The sequence below is a fragment of the Sulfitobacter sp. 1A12779 genome (genome assembly GCF_043557315.1).
GTDB lineage: Bacteria > Pseudomonadota > Alphaproteobacteria > Rhodobacterales > Rhodobacteraceae > Sulfitobacter > Sulfitobacter faviae.
Window position 1 is genome coordinate 48320 of the sequence record NZ_JBIFFU010000004.1, and the last position, 12176, is coordinate 60495.

The 12176-nt window shown below is 63.2% G+C and carries 11 protein-coding genes; 9 read left to right on the plus strand and 2 right to left on the minus strand.

Annotated elements, in window-relative coordinates; translation table 11 throughout:
- Positions 1-3 precede the first annotated feature (3 nt).
- The 5 genes from ACGYLQ_RS06580 (at position 4) to ACGYLQ_RS06600 (ending at position 5263) form a co-directional block, all read left to right on the plus strand.
- Entirely contained in the window at positions 4-699 is a 696-nt protein-coding gene (locus tag ACGYLQ_RS06580; protein WP_394441340.1) for an FkbM family methyltransferase, read from the plus strand.
- Positions 700-842: 143 nt separating this feature from the next.
- Entirely contained in the window at positions 843-1802 is a 960-nt protein-coding gene (locus tag ACGYLQ_RS06585) for a phosphoadenosine phosphosulfate reductase (protein ID WP_322327600.1), read from the plus strand.
- A gap of 46 nt (positions 1803-1848) precedes the next feature.
- Positions 1849-2880, plus strand: coding sequence for a dihydroorotase (gene pyrC / locus ACGYLQ_RS06590; protein WP_394441342.1), 1032 nt, complete (start codon positions 1849-1851; stop codon positions 2878-2880).
- Between the two features lie 55 nt (positions 2881-2935).
- On the plus strand, positions 2936-3613 hold the full coding sequence (locus ACGYLQ_RS06595; RefSeq protein WP_394441344.1) for an orotate phosphoribosyltransferase: 678 nt from the start codon (positions 2936-2938) through the stop codon (positions 3611-3613).
- Positions 3614-3763: 150 nt separating this feature from the next.
- A complete protein-coding gene (locus ACGYLQ_RS06600) occupies positions 3764-5263 on the plus strand; it encodes a replicative DNA helicase (RefSeq protein ID WP_067268251.1) in 1500 nt (499 codons plus the stop codon).
- Positions 5264-5641: 378 nt separating this feature from the next.
- Here the strand turns inward: ACGYLQ_RS06600 and ACGYLQ_RS06605 are convergent, their stop codons facing one another.
- Positions 5642-6949 (minus strand): alpha/beta hydrolase family protein, encoded by a 1308-nt coding sequence (locus ACGYLQ_RS06605; RefSeq protein ID WP_394441674.1) that lies wholly within the window; start codon positions 6947-6949, stop codon positions 5642-5644.
- Between the two features lie 100 nt (positions 6950-7049).
- The gene (locus tag ACGYLQ_RS06610) at positions 7050-7775 is read right to left on the minus strand and encodes a sterol desaturase family protein (RefSeq protein WP_394441346.1); all 726 of its coding nucleotides are present in this window, start codon (positions 7773-7775) and stop codon (positions 7050-7052) included.
- Between the two features lie 129 nt (positions 7776-7904).
- On the opposite strand from ACGYLQ_RS06610, the gene alr reads away from it, so the two are divergent.
- The 4 genes from alr (at position 7905) to ACGYLQ_RS06630 (ending at position 12081) form a co-directional block, all read left to right on the plus strand.
- Positions 7905-8948 carry an alanine racemase gene (alr, locus tag ACGYLQ_RS06615; RefSeq protein ID WP_394441349.1) on the plus strand — a complete coding sequence of 348 codons (1044 nt, stop codon included), beginning with the start codon at positions 7905-7907 and terminating at the stop codon, positions 8946-8948.
- 279 nt (positions 8949-9227) lie between these two features.
- Positions 9228-10025, plus strand: a complete 798-nt coding sequence (locus tag ACGYLQ_RS06620) for a DNA repair protein (protein WP_394441352.1) — start codon at positions 9228-9230, stop codon at positions 10023-10025.
- Positions 10026-10129: 104 nt separating this feature from the next.
- Positions 10130-11497, plus strand: a complete 1368-nt coding sequence (gene radA, locus ACGYLQ_RS06625) for a DNA repair protein RadA (protein ID WP_209217645.1) — start codon at positions 10130-10132, stop codon at positions 11495-11497.
- 29 nt (positions 11498-11526) lie between these two features.
- Entirely contained in the window at positions 11527-12081 is a 555-nt protein-coding gene (locus ACGYLQ_RS06630) for a CvpA family protein (protein ID WP_067268241.1), read from the plus strand.
- The last annotated feature ends 95 nt before the right edge of the window (positions 12082-12176 follow it).

Genomic DNA, 12176 nt, shown 5'->3' on the forward strand with positions numbered 1-12176 from the left:
CCCGTGACACAGGCCGCGCCCCCGTCTGAACCCGATTTCATCCACTCCCGCGGCATGAAGTTTCCCGACGATCCGGCGATCCTGCGCGGGCGGATCCGCAAGCTGCTGCGACAGAACGCCTATGAAGCCAAGGAGAGTGAGGCCGCGCTGCGCGTCGTCCGCGAAGGCGACAGGGTGATCGAACTGGGCGGCGGGGTTGGCTATATGTCGACGCTGGTGGCCAGCAAACGCAATGTCGCCTCGGTCCATAGCTTTGAGGCGAACCCCAACCTCATCCCCTATATCCGGCGGGTCCACGCGGCCAATGGGCTGTCCAACACCCATGTCACCAACGCGATCCTCGGCCCCGCCCCCGGCAAGGCGGATTTCTATGTGCGCGACCGCATCCTGTCGTCTTCCCTGACCCGTTTCAAAGACGAAGACCTACCTGAAACCCATCAGATCGACGTGCTCGACGCGGTTCAAATCTTTGCCGACCTCACCCCAAGCGTATTGATCTGCGACATCGAAGGGGCCGAGGTCGATCTCATCCCCACCCTGCCCCTCGACACCCTCCGCGCCGCGATCATCGAATTGCACCCGCAATGGATCGGCCCCGATGGCGTCAACAAGGTCTTCGCCGCCTTCATGCAGGCGGGCATGGCCTATTATCACCGCGGCTCGCACAATAAAGTCGTGGCTTTCCGCCGTAGGTGGTAACGCGCCTCTCATAGCCGCGCCCTCGGAAAACCGTCACATTCTCTTCAATTTCTCACGGATTTTCCGCATTTTCGCCCTAATATCCAGCTACACCCAGCTGAAACGGCGGTTCTGCCCCGCCCCGACAAGCCCGAGGATGCCCGATGCCGCGCGAGACGCCCACGATCGAAAGCTCACTGGCCGATATGCCCAAACGCAAATGGCTGCGCGCGATTGAGGCCGTCGCCGAAGAAGACGGCTATTTCCAATCCCTAGGCAAAAGCCACTTCTCCGCCTTCATCGAGCGTGAGACGACCCTGCTCGTCACCTTCGAGACCTATCAAGGCATGCATGCGCTCTCTGACAAGGCGCAGCCCTTGGGCTGGGACATGGTGCGCAATCACGACTGGTCGCATCTGTGCCTTGCCAGTGACGGTGACACATGGTTCCGCGCCGAAGAGGTCTATGCCTATTTCGACCGGCTGATCGACGATGGCTTCTTCGACGAATTCGATCAAGTGCTCTTCTATGGCGCGGGCCCCTGCGCCTATGCCGCCGCCGCCTATTCCGTGGCCGCGCCCGGCGCGGCAGTGGTGGCGATCCAACCGCAGGCCACGCTAAACCCGCGCATCACCGAATGGGATGACCGTTTCGCCGATATGCGCATCCTCGATTTCACCTCCCGCTATGGCTATGCGCCCGATATGCTCGACGCCGCCGAACGGGTCTTCGTCCTCTACGACCCGCGCGAGAGGCTCGACGCGATGCATGCGGCGCTCTTCACCCGTGCCAATGTCACCAAATTGCGGATGCCCTTCATGGGCGATGCGCTGCAAACCGACCTGCTAGAAATCGACCAGCTCGACCCGCTGTTGCAAGCCGCCGCCGAGGGCACGCTGGACGCAGCCCGCTTCGCCGCCCTCTACCGCGCGCGGCGCGATTACCTGCCCTATCTGCGCAACCTCAGCCAAGCGATCAACACCCAAGGGCGCGAACTGCTGCTCGAAGCGCTCTGCGCCAATGTCTCGGCCCGGATGAAAGCGCCCCGCTTTGCCCGCCGCCTCGAACGCATCCGCGCCAGACGCAAGGCCCGCGTGGCCGAGGCCGCGACCGCCACCGGATAGGTTTTCAATCTGGCGCGCGGCCCCGCTCTGTGCTAGCCCCGCGCCCATGACACAAAGCCTCACGATCCGCCGTCCCGATGACTGGCACCTGCACCTGCGCGACGGCGACATGCTGCGCGCCGTGGTCCCGCACAGCGCCCGCGACTTTGCCCGCGCCATCATCATGCCCAATCTCGTGCCCCCCGTGGTGACAGGCGCTCAGGCCGCCGCCTACCGCGACAGGATCATGGCCGCCCTGCCCGAGGGCGCGGATTTCACGCCCCTGATGACCCTCTACCTGACCGAGGAGACGGACCCCGACGATGTCGCCCGCGCCCATGCCGAGGGGCTGATCCACGCCGTCAAGCTCTACCCCGCAGGCGCCACGACCAACTCCGCTAGCGGCGTGTCGAACTTCGACAATGTCGCGCCGGTGCTCGACCGCATGGCCGAAATCGGCCTGCCGCTGTGCACCCACGGAGAGGTCACCGACAGCGAGGTCGACATCTTCGACCGGGAAGCCGTCTTCATCGACCGTGTGCTCGACCCGATCCGCCGCGCCCACCCCGCGCTGCGCGTGATCATGGAACATATCACCACCGCCGAGGCCGCCGACTACGTCCGTAGCAACGACAGCGGTCTTGCCGCCACGATTACCACGCACCACCTGGTGATCAACCGCAACCACATCCTCGCCGGTGGCATCCGCCCGCATTATTACTGCCTGCCAGTCGCCAAACGCGAGACCCACCGCCGCGCCCTGCGCCAAGCGGCCACCTCCGGTGATCCGCGCTTCTTCCTCGGCACCGACAGCGCGCCCCATACCGATGGCGCGAAACTCCAGCCCTGCGGCTGCGCGGGCTGTTTCACCGCACCCAACACGATGTCGATCCTCGCTCAGGTGTTCGAAGAAGACGGCGCGCTCGACAAGCTCGAAGCCTTCACCTCGCTCAACGGCCCTGCCTTCTACGGCCTGCCGCCAAACGAGACACAAATCACCCTGCGCCGCGAAGCGCCCCAACACCCCGACAGCATCGACACGCCCGACGGCCCGGTCACGGTCTTCGACCCCGGTTTCGATCTGCACTGGACCACCTGATCTTCATCCTTTCTTAAATACCGCTCCGACCTCTCCCCACCCAAGGACGCCTGCCATGATCCCCACCAGCCACCCAAGCCCCCAAGAAATGGCCCGCCTCACCGCGCGCATGCTGCTGGAGATCGGCGCGGTGCATTTCAACGCGGAGGAGCCCTTCACGCTGGCCTCGGGCCTGCCGTCGCCCACCTATATCGACTGCCGCAAGCTGATCTCTCACCCGCGCATCCGGTCGACGCTGATGGATTTTCTCGCCGTCACCGTCATGCGCGACGCGGGCTTTGAGGCCTTCGACAATATCGCCGGGGGCGAGACGGCGGGCATCCCCTTTGCTGCCATGGTCGCCGAACGGATGGCGCTGCCGATGACCTATGTGCGCAAAAAGCCCAAAGGCTACGGTCGCAACGCGCGGATCGAAGGTGAGATGACGCCGGGACAGCGCGTGCTGCTGGTCGAAGACCTGACCACCGATGGCGGCTCGAAACTCGGCTTCGTCGACGCGATTCGCGAAACCGGGGCGACCTGCGCCCATACGGCGGTGATCTTCCACTACGGCATCTTCCCCCAGACCGAAAAGACCCTTGGCGACCATGGCGTTACGCTTCATGCGCTCTGCACATGGTGGGACGTGCTGGCCGAGGCCCGCGCCCAAGGGGCCTTTGACGCCGCCACGCTGACGGAGGTCGAAGCCTTCCTGAACGCCCCGCGCGATTGGCAAGAATCCCGCAAAAGTTAACCGAATTTTCGCAAGATGTTGACCGAAGGCCCCACCACAAGGCAAAATGTGGTGGGGCCTTTTGTCGGTAAAGATATCCACAAAAGATACAATTTGCGCCGGACGAACCCACTGGCTATGAGGTCCATCTGGGTAGAAATGGGTGAGGTCATGAACGAGATTACATCGCTGAACGCGAACCAATTGGCCGTGCAGGCACCGGAATCGATGCCGCATTCGATTGAGGCCGAACAGCAGCTTTTGGGCGCAATCCTGACCAACAATGACGTCTACGACCGTGTCGCCTCGGTCATCGGGCCCAAGCACTTCTACGAGCCGGTCCACGCCCGCATCTTCGACATCGCGGCCCAGCGGATCGCCAAAAACAACCTCGCCTCCCCGGTCACACTCAAGGCCTTTATGGAGGACGATGAGGGGCTGAAGGAGCTGGGCGGCCCGGCCTATCTCGCGCGTCTTGCGGGTGCAGCGATCAGCGCCTTCGCCGTGCGTGACTACGCGCAGATGATCTATGACCTCGCCGTGCGGCGCGATCTGATCCAGCTGGGTCGCGACATCTCGGCCAAGGCCGCGCAGGTCGATGTCTCCTCCGAGCCGCGCGAGCAGATCGTCGAGGCCGAGCAGGAGCTTTACAAGCTAGCCGAACAGGGTCAGGTGGAAAGCGGTTTCCAGTCCTTCCTCAAGGCCGTCACCGATGCGGTCAACGTGGCAAATGCTGCCTACCAGCGTGACGGAGGGCTTTCGGGCGTCTCCACCGGTTTGATCGACATGGACAAGAAACTGGGCGGTCTGCACCGCTCGGACCTTCTGATCCTCGCCGGGCGCCCTTCGATGGGTAAGACCTCGCTTGCCACCAACATCGCCTTCAACGTGGCCAAGGCCTACAAGCGCGGGATGAAGCCCGACGGCACCGAGGGTGCCATCGACGGCGGCGTCGTGGGCTTCTACAGCCTCGAGATGAGCGCCGAACAGCTCGCCTCGCGGATTCTGTCGGAAGCTGCCGAGATCCCCAGCCACCAGATCCGCTCGGGCGACATGACCGAGGCCGAGTTCCGCCGCTTCGTCGACGCCGCCAAGGCGCTCGAGGCCTGCCCGCTCTTCATTGACGACACGCCCGCCCTGCCGATCAGCCAGCTTGCCGCGCGCGCGCGGCGCTTGAAGCGGACCCACGGGCTCGACGTGCTGATCATCGACTACCTGCAGCTCGTGCGCGGCACCGGCAAATCCGAGAACCGGGTGAACGAAATTTCCGAGATCACCATGGGTCTCAAGGCCATCGCCAAGGAACTCGACATTCCGGTGATCGCCCTGTCGCAGCTCTCGCGTCAGGTGGAGAGCCGCGACGATAAACGCCCGCAGCTCTCGGACCTTCGGGAATCCGGCTCGATCGAACAGGACGCCGACGTGGTGATGTTCGTGTACCGCGAGGAATACTACAAGGAACGCGAGAAGCCCGGCGATCACGAGCTCGATAAGATGGCGGTCTGGCAGGAAGAGATGGAGCGCCTGCACGGCCGCGCCGAGGTGGTGATCGGCAAGCAGCGTCACGGGCCCATCGGCACGGTGGACCTCAGCTTCGAGGGCAAGTTCACCCGCTTCGGCAACCTCGTGCAGCCTTGGCAGCAGGGCGGCGGGGACGATCAGGAGTTCTGAGGGGAGAGCCTTCCGTTTTTCCTGAGGAACAATTTTAAAGAACCTAGGGCCATCGCCTGCCCGAGGGTGGGCGATGCAACAAAAGTTCGGTACCACTTTATCTTTCAACTATGATGTGCGTGCCGCGAGGTCTCACCCAGCCTAGCCAAATCGCCTACCCGTCCGGGCGGGCAGGCGATGGCCCGGCGCCTGCGGCTTGATTCCGGGCTGCGTGGCAACCTCGACTGGTGCTTTTGCCGCCATGATCGGTCTTAAGGAACGCCATGCCGAACTTCACCTAGTAGCCCCCCTTTCGCCAAGCAGGTTATGGCCCGGCGCCTGCGGCCTGATTCCGGGCCCGGTGGCAAAAGGGCCCGGCAACGCTACCGGGCCCCAGCCTCACTCAGCCCCCGATTTCACCTCATACATCAGCCCTTTGGCGGTCCCCTCCGGAAAACCCCGCCAATAGCTGTGGTCCTCCTTCTCGGTCCCGTCCTCCTCCACCGACCAGACACTGTCGTTCGAATTCTCTACCAGATCGAGATACGCCGCCTTCTCACTCTCACCCTTCAAATGACTGTCCATCCACGCGGTCACGAAATGCTGCGCGATGTTGTTCATCCGGGCCGTGTCCCAGACCGCGTCGGTGTAATGCTCGGAAATGTTGAAGCCCTTGTCCTCGCTGAAGTAATAGGCCTCCTCCGGCGCCGGCATGGGCGCGCCCGCGTTATGGCCCGCGTTCATGTAGGTCAGCAGCGCGCGGTCCACGTTCGAGGTGTTCTCCCAGATCGCCCGGATGCCGTTCTCGTAGAGCGAGGTATCGTCCTGCGAACCTGCGATAAATAACACTGGGATCTGCACGCCCGCCAGCCCTTCGGCATCCCAGAAGCCGCGGTTCATGCCCCAAGGGCCGAAGGCCACGGCGGTCTTGATGCGCGGATCGGGCAGCGCGTCATGCGTCTCGGAGCCCGCCTGATGAATGCCCAGCGTCCCGTGCGGACCGCCCCATGTATAGCCGACCGAAGCCTCCGTCACCCCGCCCCCGGCGGTGATGATCGCGCCGTAGCCGCCCATGGAATAGCCGATCAGACCTGTATTCTCGGCATCGTAGAGCCCCGCGAAATCACCGCCCTCCTCGGCTTTCTGGGCCATCTGCTCAAGCACGAAAAGCTGGTCCAGCGAGCGGTTCACCAGCGTCGAGCCAAAGGCCGCCTGCGTGCGGTAGGTGCTGTCGGTATGGTCGATCGAGGCCACGACATAGCCTTTGGAGGCGAGGTTCTCGGCCAGATGGGACAGCAGATAGCGGTTACCCGGATAGCCGTGGCTGATCAGCACCAGCGGAAAGGTCTCGCCCTCTGCCGGATCGACGTCGCGCATCGCTTGGCCCTGCAACGTGACCTCGGTGGTGCCGTCGCGGAGATAAGCCTTGAAGGAGGTGTCGCCCTCCGCCCCCTCGGCGGCGGGGTAATACATCTCAACCGTCAAAGGCCGGTCATAGCGCGGCATCTCCTCGGGCTTGTCGGCGGCGGGGTCGATGGCGAGGATGTCGATCTGGTCGGGGTTGACCATCTCCAGTGTCCGCACCCCCACGGCATGGTCGCCATAGGCCGCAAGTTCGGGCGCGTTCGGCAATTGCCGGTCGATCCGGTTCTCCGCCTGCGCTGCGCCAGCGGTAAGGCCCGCGGCAAGCAGGGCTGTGGTCGTCATATGTCGGTGCATGGTTCGTCCTCCCTTGAATTGCGCCAAGCCTACCCGCGCCACGGGGACAGGCAAGCGCCCTTCGGGTAACGTTACGGAAGTTTCACACCTACCCCCGCGCGGCCCGGGCCACTTCGGCCTCGCTCAGCCCGTATTTCCCGGCGAACTTCGCGCGGGCGGCCAGCAGTCTTGGATCATCGGGCCGCATGCCCAAGGTGCGGATGAAAGCCACCCGCTGCTGCTGTTTCAAAGCCTCGGTGTCGATATCGGTGCCCATGGCCCGGTCGATGATCTCCCCGCCCGGGCTGACGTGGAACCACTTGTCGAAGTCGCGAAAGTGATGCTGATTGTGCAGCCGGGTGACATGCCGCTCCACCGCCGTTTTCGGCACCGTCAAATGCGCCGTCATGTGAAACCACTCATAGCCCAGAAAGGTCAGCACCCCGCCCAAGGGCACGATCGCCGTGGCGATCCAGATGCTGGCCTCGAACCCCAAAAGCGCCGCGATGCCCCAGACCAGAAGGAAATTCCCCACGAGCATCGGCAGCGCGACCCAGACCGGCACGAAGAACAGCCCGTGATTGGTCGGGAAGTCATGGTGTCCGTAATGCGCGCGGTAAAGCAGATCAAAGGCCCACTGCCGCTTGGGCGGGGCAAGGTGAAAGACATGTCGGTGCAGGTTGTACTCATTAAGCATCTGCGCCGCGACCCCCAGCGGCACCAGCGCCCAGCACCACAGCGGCGCCCCCCAAAGCATCGCAACAAAGGCCACCACAGCGGCCAGCGCCATGAGCGACACGCCCGCATGGCCGAACATGATCTTGATCCGTGACATCCGCCTGACCTCCCCATCCTGCGCATCCGGTAGGCAAAACTGTAACAAATCCCCCGCCTCCCTGTCGCGCATGACGTTAGGTGCCCTTGGCCGCTTGACCTCCCCCCTCATTCCGGCCCACATCCGCGCATGAGCAAAGCGACCCTGACCATCGACCTACAAGCCATCGCCGACAACTGGCGCGCCCTCGACCGTATGACAAAGGCCGAAACCGCCGCCGTGGTCAAAGCCGACAGCTATGGGCTGGGCGCTGCCCGTGTGGCCAGGACATTGGCCGAGGCTGGTGCGCGGCAGTTCTTCGTGGCCCTGACCGAAGAGGGGGTGGCCCTGCGCCAAGCCTTGGGCGAAGGCCCGGTGATCAATGTCTTTTCCGGGCATATGGCGGGGGATGCGGAGGCGATTGCCGGTGCCGCGCTGACGCCGATGATCAATTCGACAGAGCAGCTGCTGCGCCAGTTTGAGACCCTGCCCGGCCATGCTTTCGGCATCCAACTCGACAGCGGGATGAACCGGCTGGGGATGGAGCCTGCGGAATGGGCAGCCCTGCGCGACATCGCGCTGAGCCAGAACCCCAGGCTGATCATGTCGCATCTGGCCTGCTCGGACGCGCCGGATCATGAGATGAACGACGCGCAACTGCGCAGTTTCAGCGACATGACCCAAGGGGTCGAGGTGCCGCGCTCGCTCTCCGCCACGGGGGGCATTCTGCTGGGGCCGGAGTATCATTTCGACGTCACCCGGCCCGGCATCGGCCTTTACGGCGGGCGCCCTTTCACAGAGGCGCGGCCCGTGGTCACCCTCGACGTGCCGGTGATCCAGACCCGCAGCGTCACCCCCGGGGAAACTGTGGGCTATGGCAACACATGGACGGCGGAGAGCACCGTGACACTCGCCACCGTGGCTGCGGGTTACGCCGACGGCCTTCTGCGCGCGATGGGAAATGCGACCGGCACCGCCTGTTTCCAGCATGAGGGTGTTACCCTGCCCATCCTTGGCCGCGTCTCAATGGACCTGATCACGGTGGATGTCTCTGCATTGGAGGAGGTGCCCGCGACCCTGCAACTGCTGGGGCAAAGCCAAGGCGTTGATGATTTGGCGGATTGGGCGGGCACGATCGGCTATGAGGTGCTCACCTCTTTGGGCGCAAGATATGCGCGAAACTACGCCGGTTAGGTCGGCGATTTTCCCCGCGTCGCAGCACGCCGCCGCGAAAGATGCTGCGCGACTCACTGCCATTTCCCCAGGGTACGCCTCGTCCCTGCCCTGCGCTGCCAATCACGAATTGCACTGCGCAGGCGCAAATAACTTCCGAAAAACCTGCGGTTGTGCCATAATCTCGGCAAAACTACGTTAAATCCTCAGCATAATCCCGCAGGGAATGGGAACAAAGAAGGATAAGGAGGCGTTGGTCGGCAGAAACTTGCTTAGTAGCTCTTCCAGGGGGGAGAAAGTATGTCCCAGCTTCGTTCCTTTGCCTACCTCATCCAATTCGCCTTTCAGCGGCTCGCCGTTGTGGTTTTTGCCCTCGCGGCGCTTGCCCTTACCGGGGCCAGCCTCATGGCGGCCCTTGGCCTTTGGAATTGGATCAGCCTTGATCTGCAATACGGCGGTGAGCCTGTCGAAAACGCCGGGATGTACGCCCAACTGGCGCTGACCGTCCTTGCCGTGGGCTTGTGCTTTTTCCTGCCAACCAACCGCCGTGTCATGCAGCTTGAGACCTCGCACCGCCAATTCAATGTCGGCATGCAGGACGTAGCCCGCGCCTATGCCGCTGTGCACGCCGCCGACCGGGCCGAAACCTTTCAGATGAGCTCGGAATTCGATTCGGTGCGCGAACGTCTGGCCTATCTGCGCGATCATCCCGACCTCGCCACGCTGGAGCCCGCCGTGCTGGAAATGGCCGCTCAAATGAGCCACGTCGCCCGCGATCTGGCCGAAGTCTATTCGGATGAGAAACTGGCCCGCGCCCGCAGCTTCCTCAAGCAGCGTCAGGAAGAGGTCGAACTCTTCAACAGTCGCCTCGATCAGGCCAAAGCGATCTCGACCGAGATGAAACATTGGCTGCACGAAGTCGAACTCGAAGAAAGCGTCGCCGTGGCCCAGCTTGAGCGTCTGCGCGAGGAAATGCGTGAGATCATGCCAGAGCTTGGCCTTGAACGTGTGGTCCAGACCGAAACACCCGAGCGCAAACCCGAGGCGACATCGCTCGACAATATCGTGATCGACCTGCCGCCCAAAGCCGCTGAGTAATACCAGCGGCGGCATCCGGCCCATTGGGTTCCCCCCCGGGATCATCACCCAAGGGCCGGATGCTTTTCCTTTGACGCCATCGGGCACCTGCGCGAAAAGGGCCCATGGCCAAATCCTCCTCCAGTTTTTCCTGCGCCGAATGCGGCGCGAAACATTCCAAATGGTCCGGGCGCTGTGACGCCTGCGGCGCTTGGAACTCCATCGTCGAAGACAAAGGCATCTCCGCAGGCCCGCCCAGCAAATCCTTGGGCGCAAGGCGCGGCTCTGCCATTGAACTCACCGATCTTGCCACCCAAGAAACCCCGCCCCCGCGCGCACAGTCGGGCATTGCGGAGTTGGACCGCGTGTTGGGCGGCGGTCTGGTGCCTGCTTCGGCGATCCTCGTGGGCGGCGATCCCGGCATCGGTAAATCGACCCTTCTGCTGCAAGCCGCCGCGCATTTCGCCAACTCCGGCCTCAAGACGATCTATGTCAGCGGGGAGGAAGCCAGCGCGCAGGTCCGCATGCGCGCGCAACGTCTGGGGCTTTCGGACGCGCCGGTGAAACTGGCCGCGGAAACCAACCTGCGCGACATCCTAACCACGCTTGAGGCCGAGCGCCCGCAGCTTGCCATCATCGACTCGATCCAGACCATGTGGGCCGACAACGTCGAAAGCGCGCCCGGATCGGTCAGTCAGGTCCGCGCCGCGGCGCATGAGTTGACCAGTTTCGCCAAACGCCGCGGGGTTGCGGTGATCCTCGTGGGCCATGTCACCAAGGAAGGCCAAATCGCTGGCCCCCGCGTGGTGGAGCATATGGTCGACACCGTGCTCTATTTCGAAGGCGAGCGTGGCCACCAGTTCCGTATCCTGCGCGCGGTGAAAAACCGCTTCGGCCCGGCGGATGAGATCGGCGTTTTCGAAATGACGGGCGGCGGTCTGTCAGAGGTGATCAACCCATCGGCGCTGTTCTTGTCGGAACGCGGACAACCCTCTCCCGGCTCGGTCGTCTTTGCGGGCATCGAAGGCACCCGGCCGGTTTTGGTCGAGCTTCAGGCGCTCGTGGCGCCCTCGCCCCATTCCCAAGCGCGCCGGACGGTGGTGGGCTGGGATTCGGGGCGTCTGGCGATGATCCTCGCGGTGTTGGAAGCGCGTTGCGGAATTCCTTTCGCGGGGCTGGATGTCTACCTCAATGTGGCGGGCGGGATGAAGATCTCAGAACCTGCCGCCGATCTCGCCGTGGCCGCCGCGATCCTCTCGGCGCGGGAAGACGCGGCCCTGCCCGCCGAAACCGTTGTTTTCGGTGAGATTAGCCTCTCCGGTGCGCTGCGCCCCGCCAGCCAGACGGAAAACAGGTTGAAAGAGGCGCAAAAACTTGGTTTTACGAGCGCTATTGCACCGCGCGGCGGCAAGGCTGTGGGTGTGACCGGAATTGCGCTGAATACGATGAGCGATCTGACCGGATTTGTTGGCGAAATTTTCGGGGCGGGCTGATCCCCCCTTAGACGAGGGCGAGAACGCGCATGGACGGTTTTACCATTATTGACGGGGTGGTCGCGGTTGTCATCGTGCTATCGGCACTGCTGGCCTATGGCCGCGGGCTGGTGCGCGAGTTGATGGCGATTGTCGGCTGGATTGCAGCGGCTGTGCTGGCCTTTCTCTTTGCGCCGCAGGTCGAGCCGCTGGTGCGTGAACTGCCCTATGTGGGCGAATTCTTAGCCGATAGCTGCGAATTGTCGGTGATCGGTGCCTTCGCGCTGGTCTTTGCTGCAGCACTGATCGTGGTCTCGCTCTTCACGCCGCTGTTCTCCTCGCTTGTGCACCGCTCGATGCTGGGTGGCGTGGACCAAGGGCTTGGCTTCATCTTTGGCGTCGTGCGCGGTGTGCTTTTGGTGGCGATTGCCTTCTTCGTCTACGACACCGTCATCACCGGTGAGCGGACCACAATGGTCGAAAACAGCCGCTCCGCCGCCGTATTCTCGCGCTTCACCGGCCAGATCGAAGAAAAAGACCCGCAAGAGGCGCTCGGCTGGATCACCAACCGCTATGAGGCGCTGGTGGGCAAATGTAGCGCCTAAGGCCTTCATAATCTCTTAACACAAGCCTTTTAGACAGGCGGCCAGAGCATCATGGCCGCCTGTTTTGCGTTTGGGCTTGGCAGGCTACGGTGGCC

Coding starts and splice junctions, on each gene's coding strand:
- ACGYLQ_RS06600 (WP_067268251.1), top strand. CDS start 3,764: ATGAACGAGATTACATCGCTGAACGCGAACCAATTGGCCGTGCAGGCA.
- ACGYLQ_RS06610 (WP_394441346.1), bottom strand. CDS start 7,775: ATGTCACGGATCAAGATCATGTTCGGCCATGCGGGCGTGTCGCTCATG.
- pyrC (WP_394441342.1), top strand. CDS start 1,849: ATGACACAAAGCCTCACGATCCGCCGTCCCGATGACTGGCACCTGCAC.
- ACGYLQ_RS06585 (WP_322327600.1), top strand. CDS start 843: ATGCCGCGCGAGACGCCCACGATCGAAAGCTCACTGGCCGATATGCCC.
- radA (WP_209217645.1), top strand. CDS start 10,130: ATGGCCAAATCCTCCTCCAGTTTTTCCTGCGCCGAATGCGGCGCGAAA.
- ACGYLQ_RS06630 (WP_067268241.1), top strand. CDS start 11,527: ATGGACGGTTTTACCATTATTGACGGGGTGGTCGCGGTTGTCATCGTG.
- ACGYLQ_RS06595 (WP_394441344.1), top strand. CDS start 2,936: ATGATCCCCACCAGCCACCCAAGCCCCCAAGAAATGGCCCGCCTCACC.
- ACGYLQ_RS06620 (WP_394441352.1), top strand. CDS start 9,228: ATGTCCCAGCTTCGTTCCTTTGCCTACCTCATCCAATTCGCCTTTCAG.
- alr (WP_394441349.1), top strand. CDS start 7,905: ATGAGCAAAGCGACCCTGACCATCGACCTACAAGCCATCGCCGACAAC.
- ACGYLQ_RS06605 (WP_394441674.1), bottom strand. CDS start 6,949: ATGACGACCACAGCCCTGCTTGCCGCGGGCCTTACCGCTGGCGCAGCG.